We start from the raw sequence: 15,957 nt of genomic DNA, 5'->3' as shown, positions 1-15,957 counted from the left end.
GAGGGAAAACCGCTTCGCACTTTTCCGGATCATGCTGCAGCGCCCCGTTTCGCGGCTGCACACAGGCCAACGCCGCTGGATTTTGCCGGCGCGATGTCGGACTATCGGGGAATCGCCGCAATCCTCACGGGAGACCGATGGCCGACGTTCATCAAACACGCGCCAACTGGCCGATCTTCCGTTCGCTGGCGAGCTTTCAGCCGAGCAATTTGCCCGGAGATCTGATCGCCGGGCTGACGCTGGCCGCAATCGCGATCCCCGAGCAGATGGCGACCGCCCGGCTCGGCGGCTTCTCGCCGCAGATCGGCTTCTTTGCCTTCATGGCCGGCTCGCTCGGCTTTGCGATGTTCGGCGCCAACCGCTTCCTGTCCTGCGGCGCCGATTCCACCATCACGCCGATCTTCGCCGGCGGCCTGGCGCTTATGGCAACCGCTGGCTCGCCCGACTATCAGTCGCTGGCGATGGCACTGGCGCTGATGGTCGGCGCGATCATGATCGCGGGCGGCCTGTTCAAGCTCGGCTGGGTTGCCAATTTGCTGTCGACGCCGGTCACGGTCGGCTTCCTCGCCGGCATCTCCGTGCACATCCTGGTCTCGCAATTACCCGGCGTGCTTGGCCTGACCACCCCGGACGGCCCGACGCTCTACAAGCTCGGCGTGCTCGCCGAGAAGATCGGCCAGACCAATGTCTACACACTGGTGATCGGCCTCGGCGTGCTGGCGCTGGTCGCCGGATGCGAGAAAGTCAGCGCCCGCATCCCCGGCGCGCTGATCGGCCTGGTGGCGGCCACCGTCGCCGTGATCGCCGGCCATCTCGAAAGCAAGGGCGTCAAGGTGGTCGGCACCGTGCCGGGGACATTGCCAACGCCGTCGCTTCCCGTTGTCGCTCCCGAGCGATGGGTCAAGCTGGCGTCGCTCGCGATCCTGATCGCCGTCGTCGTCATGGTGCAGACGGCGGCGACCACGCGCTCGTTCCTCTCAGACCCGAACAAGCCGGCCGATGTCGACCGCGACTTCCTCGGCGCCGGCGCCGGCAGCCTGTTGTCCGGGCTGTTCGGCGCGTTTCCGGTCAATGCCTCGCCGCCGCGCACCGGCATCGTGTCGGAGACCGGCGGCCGCACCCAGCTCGCCGGGCTGTTTGCCGCCGCGATCGTGCTCGCGCTGCTCGCCTTCGGCGCGACGCTGCTGCAACACGTACCGGATGCGGCGCTCGGCGGCGTGCTGCTGTTCGTCGCGCTGCGCATCATCCGCGTCAAACAGATCGCCACGATCTTCAAGCAATCCTTCTACGAATTCTTGCTGGTGGTAGCGACGGCGGCCGCGATCATCGTGCTGCCGATCGAGCAAGGCGTCGCCGTCGGCATTGCCCTGTCGCTGCTGCACGGCATCTGGACCACGACGCAGGGCCAGCTGGTGGAGTTCGTCCATGTGCCCGGCACCACGATCTGGTGGCCGACCGGACCGCACGTCACCGGCGAGCGCAAGCCCGGCATTGCCGTGGTCGGGCTTCAGGCCCCCTTGTCGTTCCTCAACGCGGAAGGTTTTCACGGCGGCGTGCTCAAGGCCATCGGCCGCGCGACGCCCAAGCCGAAACTGCTGGTGATCGAGGCCAGCGGCATGGTCGAGATCGACTTCACGGCCGCGCAGGCGCTGCGCGACCTGTTTCGCGAATGCCGCGATGACGGTGTGACATTGGCGGTGGCGCGGCTCGAATCCACCCGCGCGCAGGACGCATTCGAGCGCTTCGATCTCTACGACGTGCTGCCGAGGGATCACGTCTTCCACAGCGTCGATGAAGCGGTGCGGGCGCTGGGCGGGCAGAGCTAGAAATTGGTGAGATCGGGAGCTGCGTAGCCCGGATGGAGCGAAGCGTAATCCGGGATTCTCTCGCTCGTCGATGAACCGTCCCGGATTTCGCTTCGCTCCATCCGGGCTACTGGCTCTCCACTCGGCCGGATCGATTCAAGCCTGCTCGCCCTCAAGCGTCGGATGCTCTTTCAGCACTTCCGCCTTGATCGAGCCCGCGTTGATGGCGCGGAACGCACGGATCCGCTGCGCGGCCTCGATGTCGCCGAGCGGCTGCGCGGCGGGGTCGTCCCAGATATCCTTCCGCTTGGCCTTGCTGAACCACGACATCGCGACGTCCTGTGGCCGGGATATCCGATTGGTTAAGCCGCAGGAACGATTTTGCCGGGATTGAAAATATTCTGCGGATCGAGCGCCTGCTTCAGCGCCCGCATCGCGTCGAGCGCTTCCGGGCCGAGCTCGGCCTTCAGATATTTCTGCTTGCCCTGGCCGATGCCGTGCTCGCCGGTGCAGGTGCCGCCCATGGCCTGGGCCCGTTCGACCAGGCGGTGCATGAACTCCTCGCCGCGCGCCATCTCGTCCGCGTTGTTGACGTCGCAGACCAGCGAACAGTGGAAATTGCCGTCGCCGACATGGCCGACGATCGGCGATAGCAGGTTGAGCCGCTTCAGATCGTCCTCGGTCTCGGTGACGCAGTCGGCAAGCCGCGAGATCGGCACGCAGACGTCGGTCGCGACAACGCCGATGCTGTCGCCGGGACGGATCGCCTTCACCGACCAATAGGCATCGTGCCTGGCCTGCCATAGCTTCGTGCGGTCCTCCGGCTTGGTGGTCCAGGTGAACTCGCCGCCGCCGCACTCGGCGGCGATGTCGCGGAAATTCTTCGACTGCTCGGCGACCTCGACCTCGCTGCCGTGGAATTCCAACAGCAACAGCGGCGTCTCCGGCAGCGACAGCTTCGAATAATTGTTGCAGGCCTTCACCTGCGCGGCATTGAGCAGCTCGATCCGCGCGACCGGGATGCCGGTCTGGATCGCGAGGATGGTGGCCTGGCAGGCGCCGCGCACGGTCTCGAACGAACAGGCGGCGGCCGCGATCGTGTCGGGAATGCCGCGCAGGCGAATAGTCAGCTCGGAGATGATGCCGAGCGTGCCTTCGGCGCCCACGAACAGATGCGTCAGGTCGTAACCGGCCGACGACTTCTTTGCGCGCGTGCCGGTCGTGATGATCTCGCCGTCACCGCGCACCACCTTCAACGCCAGCACGTTCTCGCGCATGGTGCCGTAGCGCACCGCGTTGGTGCCGGAGGCGCGGGTCGAGGTCATGCCGCCGAGCGAGGCATCGGCGCCGGGATCGATCGGAAAGAACAGGCCCTGGTCGCGCAGATGCTCGTTCAGCGCCTTGCGGGTCACACCGGGCTGGATCACACAGTCGAGGTCCTCGGCATGCACCTCGAGCACCTTGTTCATATCGCGCAGGTCGATGCAGACGCCGCCGGCGGGCGCGTTGACCTGGCCTTCCAGCGAGGTTCCGGTACCGAACGCGATGACGGGCACGCGATTGGCAGCGCAGATCCGCACCACGTCCTGGATGTCGGCGGTTTCCTGCGCCATCACCACCGCATCCGGCGGCTGGGTCGGCAGCCAGGTGGTGGTATGGGCGTGCTGTTCGCGCACGGCTAAAGACGTCACGAGCCGGTTGCCGAACCGCGCCGCCAGCGCGTCGATCGCGCGCTTCAGGGCCTGCGGCTCAGGTCGCGTCAGATTGCTCGAAATCGTTGTCGCCACGTCGAATTTCCTCCCGGCTTTAGCCGACCGTGGCAAAGCTTGTATAAGGGGTCAAGAGAGCCTGACTTGAAAAAGTGGACGCCGGAGCCACAGAAAAGTTCATGCTCGAACGCCAGCGAACCGGGGATGGATGATGACTTCAGCGACTACCACGAGCGAGATGCCACTTCCGGCCGCCCCGTTCAAATCTTCGGTGATGCAGATCGAGCCGCAATGGATCGATTATAACGGCCATCTCAACATGGCCTATTACAATGTGATGTTCGACCGCGCCATCGACGAGATGTGGCTGCAGCTCGGCATCGGGCCGGCCTACATGAAGGAACGGCACTGCTCGACCTTCACCGCCGAATGCCACGTCCGGTACTTGCGAGAAATTCATCTCGGCGATCCCGTGCAGGTCCAGGTGTTCCTGCTCGGCGCCGACGAGAAGCGGCTGCACACGTTCGAGGAGCTGCGCCACGCCACCGAGGGCTGGCTTTCCGCGACCTCGGAAAACCTCACGCTGCACATCGACATGGAGGCGCGCAAGGTGGCGCCATTTCCACCTGATATTCGCGCCCGCGCTCAGAAGATCGTGGATAGCTACGCGGGCGTGCCGCGGCCCGAGGGCATCGGCCGCAACGTGGCGATGCCCTCGAAGTAGGCTGAAGGTCTCGCCGAGAACTCCTCACCTCTCCCATCGGGAGAGGTCGATTTGCGCAGCAAATCGGGTGAGGGGTTCAGGTCCCACGAGAGAGCTTAACCCCTCACCCGCGCCTTCGGCGCGACCTCTCCCAATGGGAGAGGTTTTGCACTGCCGTTGTGGCACCAATCTCATTCCTCGCTAGTGTGCTGAATGCGAAGTTCGTGCGATTTCGCGGCAGCCGCTTTCACGAACTTCGCATTCATAAAGCACACTAGAATCATAAGTTTGCTAGTGTCCTTATCGAATCCGAAGTTCGCTCCGAAGGTGCGGCGAATGATACGAACTTCGGATTCGGGACACTAGACCCTTGTGCGACCGCGCGCCAATCCGACCACCGCCGACACCAGGAACAGGATGATGGCGATGAAGAAGATCGCCTTGGCGATTTCGATCGAGGCGCCGGCGATGCCGCCGAAGCCCAGAATGCCCGCGATCAGGGCGATGACCAGGAATGTGACGACCCAGCTCAGCATGATCAAACCTCTCGCTTCGTTTTCTCGTTCGATTCCTGACGCGGGCGTTTAGCCGGCGCCGCATTTGTTGAAACAATCCTGCGGGGAAACGCTGGTTCCTGACCGCGAAACCGCGAAATTTTCGCCGATTTCAGGAACCAGGCTGGTTGTGCACTGCTGCCAAAACCGTTCCAGTCGGCCGCGATAAAACCTGTCAAAACGGCCGATCAGGCCCTATATGGCCTTCAATCCCTGTTAAGAAGGCTCCCCTTCACCGTCCCACGGTGCCATCGTGGGGCCGAGACGATTCGCCAATGACCGAGCCGAGCAAACTGCCCCATCACGGCGTTCCCGAGCACCAGCCGGTGGCTGGCGGCATCGCCGCGCGTGCGCGGGCGGCGGCGGGCGCTCCGCAATATCTCAACGGCCTCAATCCGGAGCAGCGCGAGGCGGTCGAGACGCTCGACGGTCCCGTGCTGGTGCTTGCCGGCGCCGGCACCGGCAAGACGCGCGTCCTGACCACCCGCATCGCGCATATCCTGAGTCAGGGCCGCGCGCGGCCGCAAGAGATCCTGTCGGTGACCTTCACCAACAAGGCGGCGCGCGAGATGAAGCTGCGGCTCGGCCAGATGCTGGGCCAGGCGGTCGAGGGCATGCCGTGGCTCGGCACCTTCCACTCGATCGGCGGCCGCATCCTGCGCATCCATGCCGAGCTGGTGCAGCTCAAATCCAACTTCACGGTGCTCGACGTCGACGACCAGGTGCGGCTGTTGAAGCAGTTGCTGCAGGCCGAGAACATCGACGACAAGCGCTGGCCGGCGCGGATGCTGGCCGGCCTGATCGACAGCTGGAAGAACCGCGGGCTGTCGCCGTCGCAGGTGCCCGCGGGCGAAGCCGCCTCGTTCGGCAACGGCAAGGGCGGCAAGATCTACGCGACCTATCAGGAGCGGCTGAAGATCCTCAACGCGGCCGATTTCGGTGATCTCCTGCTCGAGAACATCAGGCTGTTCCGCGAAAATCCGGATGTGCTGCGGCAGTACCAGAACCGCTTCAAGTTCATCCTGGTCGACGAATATCAGGACACCAACGTGGCGCAGTATCTGTGGCTGCGGCTGCTGTCGCAGGCGCCGTCGCGGCCGGGGCGATCGCTCGCTGATGTCATTCCGGGTGCCGTCAATTCTCCCGTCATTCCGGGGCGCATCGAAGATGCGAACTCTGGTGCGCAATTGCGCACCGGAGAATCTCGAGGAGAAGAGGACTCATCCCGAGATTCCGGGTCTGCGCCTGCGGCGCATTCCGGCATGACGGAAGGAGCTCCTCTCAAGAACATCTGCTGCGTCGGCGACGACGACCAGTCGATCTATGGCTGGCGCGGCGCCGAGGTCGACAACATCCTGCGCTTCGATCACGATTTCCCCGGCGCCAAGGTGATCCGCCTCGAGCGCAATTACCGCTCCACCGGCCACATCCTGGCCGCGGCCTCGCATCTGATCGCGCACAATGAGGGCCGGCTCGGCAAGACACTGCGCACCGAGGATGTCGACGGCGAGAAGGTCACCGTCACCGGCTCATGGGATTCGGAGGAGGAAGCGCGCGCAATCGGCGAGGAGCTCGAGGAGCTGCAGCGCACGGGCGAAAACCTCAACGACGTCGCCATCCTGGTCCGCGCCTCGTTCCAGATGCGCGAGTTCGAGGATCGCTTCGTCACGCTCGGCCTGCCCTACCGCGTGATCGGCGGCCCCAGATTCTACGAGCGCGCCGAAATCCGCGATGCGCTGGCCTATTTGCGCACCATCAATTCGCCGGCCGACGATCTCGCCTTCGAGCGCATCGTCAACGTGCCGAAACGGGGGCTCGGCGATGCCACCGTGCAGCTGCTGCACGACCATGCCCGCAAGCGCCGCATTCCGCTGTTCGAGGCGGCGCGCGCCGTGGTCGAGACCGACGAGCTGAAGCCGAAGGCGCGCGGGTCGTTGCGCGATCTCGTGATGCAGTTCGACCGCTGGCGCGCCCAGCGCGAGGTCACCTCGCATACCGAGCTCGCCGAGATCGTGCTCGACGAGAGCGGCTATACCGAGATGTGGCAGAAGGACCGCTCGGCGGACGCCGCGGGCCGGCTCGACAACCTCAAGGAGTTGGTGCGTTCGATGGAGGAATTCGAGAACCTGCAAGGGTTTCTCGAACATATCTCGCTGGTGATGGACCGTGACGGCGAGGCCGGCGACGAAGCCGTGTCGCTGATGACGCTGCATTCGGCCAAGGGCCTCGAATTCGACAACGTGTTCCTGCCGGGCTGGGAGGAAGGCCTGTTCCCGAGCCAGCGCACGCTGGACGAACAGGGCCGCGCCGGGCTCGAGGAAGAGCGCCGCCTCGCCCATGTCGGGCTGACCCGCGCCCGCCGCCGCGCAAAAATCTATTTCGCGACCAACCGCCGCATCCATGGCACCTGGTCGACCACGATCCCGTCGCGCTTCCTCGACGAGTTGCCGGCGCACAATGTCGAGATCACCGAATCCAAGGGCGGATCGGGCTGGGGCGGCAGCGGCGGCTATGGCGCCTCGCGCTTCGACAATCTCGAATCGTTCGGCTCGAGCTATTCGACCCCGGGCTGGCAGCGCGCCCAGGCCAACCGCAACCGCGGTGGCGGGGGACGCAGCGGCGGCTTCGAGGAGCGGCAGTCGTCGTTTTCAGGTTCGCGCAGCGATACCTCCTCCGACAGCTTCAGCCGCACCAAGCGCGGCCCCATGGTGATCGAGGGCGAACTGGTGGCGAAATCCACCGGCACGACGTCGGAATTTTCACTGGAGGACCGGGTGTTTCACCAGAAATTCGGCTACGGCCATGTCGTGAAGATCGACGGCAACAAGCTGACCATCGCCTTCGAAAAGGCCGGCGAGAAGAAGGTGGTCGACAGCTTTGTGGAACGGGCGTGACAGCGAGGCCTTCCTTGGCGACCTTCCTTCGGCGGCCTTCTCTGTTCGTAGCCCTTGACCATCGCTGATTTCACGGGTTGAGATGGCCCTATGGTCCGGGGTGGGTTTTTCCTTTTTGTCATCGCGCTCACTGCGCCGTCGCTGGCGGTCGCAGAGACGATCAGCTTTGGCGATTCCGCAGCGCAGCTCGCCAAGGCCTGCGGCGCCGACATCACCGCCAATTGCCGCGGCGTCAACCTCGACTCCAACCGCCTCAAGGAGTGCCTGTCGCGCAACCGCGACGTGATATCGCCGCAGTGCAAGGAGAGCTACTTCTCCACCCTCGATGCGATCCAGAAGCGGATCTCGGCGCGCGTGACCGTTGCCAACGCATGCACCCGCGAGATCGTCAAGGTCTGCGGCGGCTCGACCAAGGAGACCAGCAAATCGGTACCCTGTCTCGTCAGCGCCAAGGGCCTCAGCCGCAATTGCGCCCAGGCGATCAATGACGCGGGGTATCAATGATACGCCTGATGACGCGAGGCTTGCGCGATCCTGGCCTTTTGGGCGTGCTCGGCACGCTGGTGTTGCTGGCGATGCCGCTTGCGCCAGCTCAGGCGCAAACCGCCATCACGCGCGACGACGTCATCGCCAAGCTCAATCACTACGAGACGGACGCAACGATCGACGTCCCCGCATTGCGCCAGCAGGTGCTGGAACGATCGCGGTCGCGAGCGAAGAACGAGCCGCCGCCGCAAAAGCGGCCGCCGATCGCCCCCGACCTGACCAACCTGCCGACATTCAATGCCGACATCCAGTTTGATGTCGACACGCCGATCGTGCTGCCGGACTCCTACCAGTCCGTGGGGCGCATCGCCGACGCGCTGACGCACTCTTCGCTGCTGCCCTACACGTTCCTGATCGTCGGTCACATCGAATCGACCGGGCGGCGCGAGAACAACGTGCTGCTGAGCCAGCGGCGCGCCGACGCGATCCGCGACATCCTGGTCAACACCTTCAAGATCACGGCGAAGCGGCTGCAGTCGGTCGGGCTTGGCGAAGAGCAATTGCTCGACTCTGCCCGCCCCAACGCGCCGGTCAACAACCAGGTGCAGATCATGCTGGTCGGCAAGGTCGCCGATACCGCGCCGCCCGCGCACCCCACCCCGGCGGCGGCCGCCAAGAAGCCGGCGAAACCGGCGAAGCGGCACTGATAGGATTGAATCGCGGGCGTCGGAACCCGCGTCCCCTCCCGCCTGTATGCGATGGCCCCGGAGCGGAGGGCGTCTCCACGACTTCGGAATACTAGAAGAGTACCGCTGATTTGCCCGACTGGTCAAATTGCAATGTCGGCCGCCAGCCCCCGGCTACTTTGCATGGGGTTGTTTTCGATATTTTGGCAGGGCGCCCCTAAGGCGCGCCGCAGAATAAATTTCTCCCTCGCCGACCGATTGCAGAACGGACCGTGCGTTCATATCTGGGCTGAACCCGCATCACGCCCCCCGCGCGCCCGGGCTCCAATCCGCGCGCACCCTTCCCTCACGCTTCCGATCCTCCATGTCGCCGATCATTTCCGTATCCAATCTTTCAAAGACCTATGGCTCCGGCTTCAAGGCGCTGAAGGGCATCAATCTCGACATCGTCAAGGGCGAGATCTTCGCGCTGCTCGGACCGAACGGCGCCGGCAAGACCACGCTGATCAGCATCATCTGCGGCATCGCCAATCCGAGCGAGGGCCGCGTTTCGATCGGCGGACACGACATCATCGCCGATTATCGCGCGGCGCGGTCGATGATCGGGCTGGTTCCGCAGGAACTGCACACCGATGCCTTCGAGACGGTCTGGGCAACCGTCAGCTTCAGCCGCGGCCTGTTCGGCAAGCCGAAGAATCCCGATCATATCGAGAAGGTGCTCAAAGACCTGTCGCTGTGGGACAAGAAGGACAGCAAGATCATCACGCTGTCAGGCGGCATGAAGCGCCGCGTGATGATCGCCAAGGCGCTGTCGCACGAGCCGCAGATCCTGTTCCTCGACGAGCCCACCGCCGGTGTCGACGTCGAATTGCGCAAGGGGATGTGGGAAGTGGTCCGCACACTGCAGGCGGCCGGCGTCACCATCATCCTGACCACGCATTACATCGAAGAAGCCGAGGAGATGGCCGACCGCATCGGCGTCATCAACAAGGGCGAGATCATCCTGATCGAGGACAAGGCGACCTTGATGCAGAAGCTCGGCAAGAAGCAGCTGACGCTGCAATTGCAGAGCAAGCTCGACGCCGTTCCGCAGGCGCTCGCCACCTACAATCTCGAACTCTCCGACGACGGCCACGCGGTGACCTACGACTACGACACCAAGGGCGATCGCACCGGCATCACCAGCCTGCTCAACGATCTGCGCAATGCCGGCGTCCGGATCTCCGATCTCGATACCAGGCAGAGCTCCCTCGAAGACATCTTCGTCAGCCTCGTGAGGGCGCCATGAACTACCGCGCAATCCGGGCGATCTATCTGTTCGAAATGGCGCGCACCTGGCGCACGCTGCTGCAGAGCATCGTCTCGCCGGTGGTCTCGACCTCGCTGTATTTCGTGGTGTTCGGCGCCGCGATCGGCTCGCGCATCACCGAGGTCGAGGGCGTCAGCTACGGCACCTTCATCGTGCCGGGGCTCGTGATGCTGTCGGTGCTGACCCAGAGCATCTCGAACGCCTCGTTCGGCATCTACTTCCCGAAATTCGCCGGCACGATCTACGAGATCCTGTCGGCGCCGATCTCCTATTTCGAGATCGTCATCGGCTATGTCGGCGCGGCCGCCACCAAGTCGATCATCCTCGGCCTGATCATCCTGGCGACCGCGGGACTTTTCGTACCTCTGCATATCCAGCATCCGGTGTGGATGCTGACCTTCCTGGTGCTGACGGCCGTCACCTTCAGCCTGTTCGGCTTCATCATCGGCATCTGGGCCGACGGCTTCGAGAAGCTGCAGATGATCCCGATGCTGGTGGTGACGCCGCTCACCTTCCTCGGCGGCAGCTTCTACTCAGTGAACATGCTGCCGTCGGGCTGGCGCACGCTCACGCTGTTCAATCCGGTGGTCTATCTGATCTCCGGCTTCCGCTGGAGCTTCTACGAGATCGCCGATGTCAGCGTCGGACTGAGCCTCGGCATGACCGCGGGCTTCCTGATCGCGTGCATGGTGATCGTGGCCTGGATCTTCCGGACCGGCTACCGGCTGAAGAATTGACGTTTGTTGCCCGGATGAAGCGCAGCCAGATCCGGGACCTTTATCGCCAAGCCTGCAGAACCCGGATTTCGCTTCGCTCCATCCGGGCTACGCACCTCGCAGTCAGTAGCAATGGAAATGGCCGTGGCGATAATAGCCGCGGCAGCGGTGGCCACGGCGGTAGCCGCGATCCGGGATACCGAACACGCCCTTGACCGCACCCATGGCGCCGCCGACGCCGGCGCCGACGGCTCCGCCAACCACACCGCCCACCGGACCGGCGACCCGATTACCCTCATAGGCGCCTTCATGCGCCCCGCGGACGATGCCCTGGGCATGGCCGGCATGGGGGACAGTCACCAGCGCCAAAGCGAGGGCTGCGGCCGCAAGCAGGAGCCGTGCGGAGAGGCCTACTGGGACGACGGCCGCGGTCTTAACCTTGGTGTTGTTCATCTTGGTTCCTTGATGCGAGGCGCGAATGCGCCGCCGGGGCGGGATCGTGAAACGCCCATGCGGCCAAATGGTTGCGTAGCGGTGACCGATTGGGGCCGTTGTCGCGGCCTGCTCGCGAAAATGTCAGTCCGCCGTGACAGGAGAGCCCGGCTTCGGCCTTGTTTGCGCCGCGTGCGGGATTAACGATGCATGAGGTCCGCGACTGGAACCAAATTCGGATTCCGTGCATATTGGTTGCGGGGACGGAGAGCCGCTACTGCGATCGGGCCCGGAGGCCAAAGGTAAAATGCGTTCGTTCCTCATTGCGTTCACTTCCGTGATGCTTTTCACGGCCGGCGCCGCGCAGGCCAAGGTCGATATCACCATCGACAAGGACAACCAGCAGATGACCGTCGCGGTCGACGGCGTCGCGCGCTATCGCTGGCCGGTCTCGAGCGGCATCCCCTCGCGCGAAACCCCGAACGGCACCTTCCGCGCCTTCCGTATGGAAGAGGATCACTACTCCAAGGAATTCGACGATGCGCCGATGCCGCACTCGATCTTCTTCACCAAGATCGGGCACGCGATCCACGGCACCGACTCGGTCGGCCGCCTCGGCACACCGGCCTCGCATGGCTGCGTGCGGCTGTCGCGCGACAACGCATCGACGCTCTACGCGCTGGTCCAGAAGGAAGGCGTGCTCAACACCACGGTGACGCTGACCGGCTCGGCGCAGGTCGCGCTGGCACGCAATCCGCGTGGGCGCAACGGCACCGCCGTCGCCCGCCGCGCGCCGCAGCCGGACGAGCAGTATGGCACCGCCGCCGCCGGCGACCCGGTCGTCCTGACGCCGCAGCCGCGCGAATATCCGGCGCAGGCCCGCGTCGACGACGGCTACATCTATCCGGCCGACGGCAGCTCGACCGCGCAGCGCTACCCGGCGCCGCCGTCAAGCCGCCGCGTCTACGACGCGCAGGCCTATGGCCAGCAGCAATACTACGGCAACCAGGGCTACGCGGCGGCGCCGCAAGGCACCTATCAGCCGCGGCCGTACTACCAGCAGCAGCGCAGCTTCTACGGCAACAACTATCAGGACTGAGACGCGGTCTCCTTATCCGCTGACGGCGCCGCGCCCGGAGCGCCGTCAGTTCACGCTCCCCTCACCCGCTTGTGACCGCCGCAAAAGGCCCGCGTCGTCCTGCGCCGTGGCCCGTCGTCGCGCCGTCATCTGATTGTAAAATTAGCCCGATATTCGGCGGCAAGAGCGCCCGCCCGGCCCCTGGAGGCCGATTCACGCGGAATGCCCCATGAAACCAGGGCGAGAAGCGCGGGTCGCGTAGGCAATATCAGAGGTCGACATGAAACGGGGCATCATTGTCCTTTGCCTGTGCATCGTGGCGATGGCCGGCTATTTCACCACGGACAGATGGGCCATCCGTCACACGACGCTGACGTTCCACGACGTGCTGCGCGACGACCGCAACGTCACGGTCGAGGTCGCGGTCCGGCGCGACCGGCAAATGCAGGCGATGGCCGAGATGATCGAGCTGCCGGTCGCGATCCTGAGCCACGGCAACACCGTCAGGAATACCGAGTACTCGTTCCTCACCAACGTGTTCGCCTCACGCGGCTACCTCGTGGTCAGCATCCAGCATGATCTCGACACCGATGCACCGATGGTGACGAAGGTCGGCGAGGAATATGTCGGCCGCCGCATGCAATACAATCGCGGCGCCTTCAACATCATGTATGCGATCGACGAGCTGAAGAAGCTCTATCCGAACGCAAACTTTCGCGCGCTGACCTTGATCGGTCACTCCAACGGCGGCGACATCTCGATGTTCTTCGCCAAGCAGCATCCTGACCTCGTCAAGAAGGTCGTGACGCTGGACAATCTGCGCGTCCCCTTCATCACCGACAGCAGGATCAAGATCCTGTCGTTCCGTTCCAGGGACCCGGTGTTCAAGGCCGATCCGGGCGTCGTGCCTGACGACGAGACTTGCGCCAGACTCGGCATCAAGGTGGTCAGAACCGAATTCCAGCACAACGACCTCAGCGACCGCGGCCCCGACAGCGCGAAATCGTCGATCCAGGCGGGCGTGGCGCAATTCCTCGACGAGGACGCCGGCGAGAGCACGCCGGCGATGCCGCTGCTCGCCGCTTCGACACCCGCCTCCGCGACGACAGCACCGGAGAAGAAATAGCTATCGCGCAGACGTCGACTGGCGCTCTCCGATGCTGCAAGTCGGCGCCTAGGCACGGGCGCTGCGATGGGCCCTGGCAACGAGCCAGATCGCCGAAAGCAGGAAATAGAACGCGCCGAATCCCGCATAGGGAGCGACGTCCAGAATCGTCGGCGCGACGGTGCCTATCGATCGGCTGATCATGTAGCCGCCGGCGAGTGCCGACTGCGCACCGCTGAGGATCATCGCCCATTGCGCGCCAACATGGCGCCAGCGCCTGACGCCGGTGTACAATTGCAGCACACCCGCGAGGATCGCCCAAACCCCAAACACCGCGAGAACGCCATAGATGTTGTGGCTCATCGCCACTATGACGGCGAGCGTGGTTATTGCGCTGACCGCGACATTCAATGCCTGGGATGGGTTGGCTATCAGCCCGCCGTTGACCCGGGCGTCAGCCAGATTGGCGATGGCGTCCCATGCCGGGTAGATCACGAGCAGAAACGCGGCGGGGCCCGCTTGCCCACTGAAAAGAACGGCGGCGGCGACCCAGGCGATCGAGAAGATCGCGCGCCCGAAATAGTAGGATTGCAGCCAGCTGGATTGGGCCGAAAGTCGGCTTTGCATTGATTGACTCCCATGTTTATCTACCTACTAGTAGGTATATAAACATCTCAGGTCAATCGGGCGCAGGGACACCTTCTTGTGTCGAACAGGTGCACCACCCCGCCTTGACAACTTACCTACCGGGAGGTAGGCGCCGCTATGAGCTCAACAATTTCGACTTCAGAGCGGATTCTCGATGTCGCACAATCTCTCATCGTGGCGGGCGGCTATAACGGGTTCAGCTATGCCGACATCTCGGATGCGATCGGCATCAGGAAGGCGAGCATCCACCATCACTTCCCGACCAAGGCCGAACTGGTTTCGGCGCTGGTCGATCGCTACCGGCAGCAGACGGAGCTGGGCCTGAACGCGCTTCGGGAGCAGTCCGCCAGTCCGGTCGACCAACTGCAGTCCTATGTGAACTTCTGGCAGGCGTGCATTCGCGATGCCACGCTGCCGTTCTGCGTCTGCGCAATGCTTGCCGGCGAGATGCCGATGTTGCCGGACGAGGTCGCATCGCGCGTCCGCGCCCATTTTGATCATCTCGTGGGATGGCTTACGTCGGTGCTGAAGGCTGGTGCAGATCAGCACCTGCTCCGGCCGGACGAGGAGGCCCAGATGCTGATGGCATCGGTCCATGGCGCTATGCTCTCGGCGCGCGCTTTCGACGATCCCGGACTGTTCGCCGCAATCGTCAAGCCTCAGGTCGCAAGGCTGCTGGCCGCGGATCACTAGAAAGCCCTTTCGCAGGTTGTCAGCGTCACGGCGGAAACAAAGGCAAGCCGAACAGGCCTTGCGATCATAGGCGCGGGTGCAACCTCCCGGCGAGGTCTTGATTTCGTTCTCTATTTGTTCTATCATCAATTCTGCCCTTTGTTTCGTTGGTGGTTGCTGCTGTTGATGCTTGGTTCGTTTTCTCAAACGCTGCGTGCTGCGTATTTCGTCGCTTGCGTGGCAATGTTTGCACCGCCGGCTTTTAGCGATCCGGTGAATGCCCAAGAGAGCCGACAGTCGCCCACGCCTGTCCCGACATTTGAGTCGCTGCCTCACACCACATTTTCGAGGGCGCTTTTCAACGGCTGGTGCGGCCAGCAGGACCGATACCTGCTCGACGAAAACGGAGCGGTGAATGCCTATGAGGCCGGCGCCAAGATCGCGGCATTAGCGATTTCGCCCGGTAATCCATACCAATGTAGCAGCGACGGCCGGCAGTTGATCAACATCCATTGACGGCACGTGTTCATGGTTGATATTGCAAGCGGCGACAGTCAATGGATTGCGTCGTATGATCGCGCGATAGCGTTCTCGCCGGATCTTAAGAGCGTCGCGAGCTCCGGTCCGCTCGAACTGAAACCGCAGGCACCCCAGCTCAGGGTTGTTCTGGTCAAGGACAAGCGGACGATAGGCCAGACGCAGCGGCCTGAGTGGATCAAATGGAGCGCGAATGGCTCGAGGATCGCCGTCGTCTATCCGACGTCCGTCGACATTCTGGACCGCAATGGCGTGAATATCGCCTCGATGACGAAATCAGATATCGGATGGGTCAAGAACGGTTGGTTCGAAGACGATCAACGAACACTGACACTTTTTATCGAATCCGGGCAGCCCCCAGGATCCATTCTCAAGTGTAACGTCGCTGGAAAACGCTGCCTTGCCCGCCCGCGAATTGAGTCCTTACGTTGCTCCAAAACCGACGCGGCCATTCGAACGGAGCTCCGGTTACGAACCGAGGATACATCCCGTCACGCACAAGGAGATATTCCATGGTTACGGAAACACGGTCATCGTGAAGACGACGAACGGCTACGGACTTTTACGCACACATGGATGAGTTGAATCGTCATCGCGCTTTGGCTCGGTGTTTGAGCATGATC

The 15,957-nt window shown here is 63.5% G+C and carries 17 protein-coding genes; 12 read left to right on the top strand and 5 right to left on the bottom strand.

Going from position 1 to position 15,957, the window contains the following annotated elements; all coding sequences use genetic code 11:
• The first annotated feature begins 137 nt into the window (after positions 1-137).
• Positions 138-1,826: a SulP family inorganic anion transporter gene (locus ACE10Z_RS13240; RefSeq protein WP_375788304.1), complete on the top strand. Its 1,689-nt coding sequence runs from the start codon at positions 138-140 to the stop codon at positions 1,824-1,826.
• A 135-nt stretch (positions 1,827-1,961) separates the two neighbouring features.
• Here the strand turns inward: ACE10Z_RS13240 and ACE10Z_RS13235 are convergent, their stop codons facing one another.
• Together ACE10Z_RS13235 and ACE10Z_RS13230 are read right to left on the bottom strand one after the other, a co-directional pair.
• On the bottom strand, positions 1,962-2,135 hold the full coding sequence (locus ACE10Z_RS13235; protein ID WP_375788303.1) for a hypothetical protein: 174 nt from the start codon (positions 2,133-2,135) through the stop codon (positions 1,962-1,964).
• A 32-nt stretch (positions 2,136-2,167) separates the two neighbouring features.
• Positions 2,168-3,592 carry an FAD-binding oxidoreductase gene (locus ACE10Z_RS13230; RefSeq protein ID WP_375788302.1) on the bottom strand — a complete coding sequence of 475 codons (1,425 nt, stop codon included), beginning with the start codon at positions 3,590-3,592 and terminating at the stop codon, positions 2,168-2,170.
• Positions 3,593-3,722: 130 nt separating this feature from the next.
• On the opposite strand from ACE10Z_RS13230, the gene ACE10Z_RS13225 reads away from it, so the two are divergent.
• Positions 3,723-4,238 (top strand): thioesterase family protein, encoded by a 516-nt coding sequence (locus ACE10Z_RS13225; protein WP_375788301.1) that lies wholly within the window; start codon positions 3,723-3,725, stop codon positions 4,236-4,238.
• Positions 4,239-4,579: 341 nt separating this feature from the next.
• Here ACE10Z_RS13225 and ACE10Z_RS13220 read toward each other — a convergent pair whose 3' ends face one another.
• A complete protein-coding gene (locus ACE10Z_RS13220; protein WP_021077209.1) occupies positions 4,580-4,753 on the bottom strand; it encodes a DUF1328 domain-containing protein in 174 nt (57 codons plus the stop codon).
• A 293-nt stretch (positions 4,754-5,046) separates the two neighbouring features.
• On the opposite strand from ACE10Z_RS13220, the gene ACE10Z_RS13215 reads away from it, so the two are divergent.
• From ACE10Z_RS13215 to ACE10Z_RS13195, 5 genes are all read left to right on the top strand, one after another.
• Positions 5,047-7,665 (top strand): ATP-dependent helicase, encoded by a 2,619-nt coding sequence (locus tag ACE10Z_RS13215; protein WP_375788300.1) that lies wholly within the window; start codon positions 5,047-5,049, stop codon positions 7,663-7,665.
• Positions 7,666-7,755: 90 nt separating this feature from the next.
• Positions 7,756-8,169 carry a hypothetical protein gene (locus tag ACE10Z_RS13210; protein WP_375788299.1) on the top strand — a complete coding sequence of 138 codons (414 nt, stop codon included), beginning with the start codon at positions 7,756-7,758 and terminating at the stop codon, positions 8,167-8,169.
• A gap of 8 nt (positions 8,170-8,177) precedes the next feature.
• The gene (locus ACE10Z_RS13205; protein ID WP_375788298.1) at positions 8,178-8,858 is read left to right on the top strand and encodes an OmpA family protein; all 681 of its coding nucleotides are present in this window, start codon (positions 8,178-8,180) and stop codon (positions 8,856-8,858) included.
• 343 nt (positions 8,859-9,201) lie between these two features.
• Complete coding sequence (locus ACE10Z_RS13200; protein ID WP_375788297.1) at positions 9,202-10,125, top strand: ABC transporter ATP-binding protein; 924 nt, start codon at positions 9,202-9,204, stop codon at positions 10,123-10,125.
• Positions 10,122-10,883 (top strand): ABC transporter permease, encoded by a 762-nt coding sequence (locus ACE10Z_RS13195; protein WP_097674556.1) that lies wholly within the window; start codon positions 10,122-10,124, stop codon positions 10,881-10,883. Before ACE10Z_RS13200 ends, ACE10Z_RS13195 begins: the two co-directional genes overlap by 4 nt.
• Before the next feature lie 102 nt (positions 10,884-10,985).
• Here ACE10Z_RS13195 and ACE10Z_RS13190 read toward each other — a convergent pair whose 3' ends face one another.
• Positions 10,986-11,315, bottom strand: a complete 330-nt coding sequence (locus ACE10Z_RS13190) for a hypothetical protein (RefSeq protein ID WP_375788296.1) — start codon at positions 11,313-11,315, stop codon at positions 10,986-10,988.
• 286 nt (positions 11,316-11,601) lie between these two features.
• On the opposite strand from ACE10Z_RS13190, the gene ACE10Z_RS13185 reads away from it, so the two are divergent.
• Entirely contained in the window at positions 11,602-12,393 is a 792-nt protein-coding gene (locus ACE10Z_RS13185) for a L,D-transpeptidase family protein (RefSeq protein ID WP_375788295.1), read from the top strand.
• Between the two features lie 259 nt (positions 12,394-12,652).
• Entirely contained in the window at positions 12,653-13,498 is an 846-nt protein-coding gene (locus tag ACE10Z_RS13180; RefSeq protein ID WP_375788294.1) for an alpha/beta hydrolase, read from the top strand.
• A 48-nt stretch (positions 13,499-13,546) separates the two neighbouring features.
• On the opposite strand, the gene ACE10Z_RS13175 is transcribed toward ACE10Z_RS13180, so the two are convergent.
• Positions 13,547-14,104 carry a DUF308 domain-containing protein gene (locus ACE10Z_RS13175; protein WP_375788293.1) on the bottom strand — a complete coding sequence of 186 codons (558 nt, stop codon included), beginning with the start codon at positions 14,102-14,104 and terminating at the stop codon, positions 13,547-13,549.
• Positions 14,105-14,242: 138 nt separating this feature from the next.
• Here ACE10Z_RS13175 and ACE10Z_RS13170 point away from each other — a divergent pair, with 138 nt between their 5' ends.
• The 3 genes from ACE10Z_RS13170 to ACE10Z_RS13160 all read left to right on the top strand — a co-directional run bounded on the left by ACE10Z_RS13170 (position 14,243) and on the right by ACE10Z_RS13160 (position 15,919).
• Positions 14,243-14,818, top strand: coding sequence for a TetR/AcrR family transcriptional regulator (locus tag ACE10Z_RS13170; RefSeq protein ID WP_375788292.1), 576 nt, complete (start codon positions 14,243-14,245; stop codon positions 14,816-14,818).
• A gap of 114 nt (positions 14,819-14,932) precedes the next feature.
• Positions 14,933-15,313, top strand: a complete 381-nt coding sequence (locus ACE10Z_RS13165; RefSeq protein ID WP_375788291.1) for a hypothetical protein — start codon at positions 14,933-14,935, stop codon at positions 15,311-15,313.
• A gap of 12 nt (positions 15,314-15,325) precedes the next feature.
• Positions 15,326-15,919 carry a hypothetical protein gene (locus tag ACE10Z_RS13160; protein ID WP_375788290.1) on the top strand — a complete coding sequence of 198 codons (594 nt, stop codon included), beginning with the start codon at positions 15,326-15,328 and terminating at the stop codon, positions 15,917-15,919.
• Positions 15,920-15,957: the final 38 nt, after the last annotated feature.

The organism is Bradyrhizobium sp. Pha-3, from assembly GCF_042258615.1.
GTDB lineage: Bacteria > Pseudomonadota > Alphaproteobacteria > Rhizobiales > Xanthobacteraceae > Bradyrhizobium.
This window is presented reverse-complemented; position numbering and strand designations above follow the sequence as displayed.

Coding starts and splice junctions, on each gene's coding strand:
- ACE10Z_RS13240 (WP_375788304.1), top strand. CDS start 138: ATGGCCGACGTTCATCAAACACGCGCCAACTGGCCGATCTTCCGTTCG.
- ACE10Z_RS13235 (WP_375788303.1), bottom strand. CDS start 2,135: ATGTCGTGGTTCAGCAAGGCCAAGCGGAAGGATATCTGGGACGACCCC.
- ACE10Z_RS13225 (WP_375788301.1), top strand. CDS start 3,723: ATGATGACTTCAGCGACTACCACGAGCGAGATGCCACTTCCGGCCGCC.
- ACE10Z_RS13220 (WP_021077209.1), bottom strand. CDS start 4,753: ATGCTGAGCTGGGTCGTCACATTCCTGGTCATCGCCCTGATCGCGGGC.
- ACE10Z_RS13215 (WP_375788300.1), top strand. CDS start 5,047: ATGACCGAGCCGAGCAAACTGCCCCATCACGGCGTTCCCGAGCACCAG.
- ACE10Z_RS13210 (WP_375788299.1), top strand. CDS start 7,756: ATGGTCCGGGGTGGGTTTTTCCTTTTTGTCATCGCGCTCACTGCGCCG.
- ACE10Z_RS13205 (WP_375788298.1), top strand. CDS start 8,178: ATGACGCGAGGCTTGCGCGATCCTGGCCTTTTGGGCGTGCTCGGCACG.
- ACE10Z_RS13200 (WP_375788297.1), top strand. CDS start 9,202: ATGTCGCCGATCATTTCCGTATCCAATCTTTCAAAGACCTATGGCTCC.
- ACE10Z_RS13195 (WP_097674556.1), top strand. CDS start 10,122: ATGAACTACCGCGCAATCCGGGCGATCTATCTGTTCGAAATGGCGCGC.
- ACE10Z_RS13190 (WP_375788296.1), bottom strand. CDS start 11,315: ATGAACAACACCAAGGTTAAGACCGCGGCCGTCGTCCCAGTAGGCCTC.
- ACE10Z_RS13185 (WP_375788295.1), top strand. CDS start 11,602: ATGCGTTCGTTCCTCATTGCGTTCACTTCCGTGATGCTTTTCACGGCC.
- ACE10Z_RS13180 (WP_375788294.1), top strand. CDS start 12,653: ATGAAACGGGGCATCATTGTCCTTTGCCTGTGCATCGTGGCGATGGCC.
- ACE10Z_RS13175 (WP_375788293.1), bottom strand. CDS start 14,104: ATGCAAAGCCGACTTTCGGCCCAATCCAGCTGGCTGCAATCCTACTAT.
- ACE10Z_RS13170 (WP_375788292.1), top strand. CDS start 14,243: ATGAGCTCAACAATTTCGACTTCAGAGCGGATTCTCGATGTCGCACAA.
- ACE10Z_RS13160 (WP_375788290.1), top strand. CDS start 15,326: ATGGTTGATATTGCAAGCGGCGACAGTCAATGGATTGCGTCGTATGAT.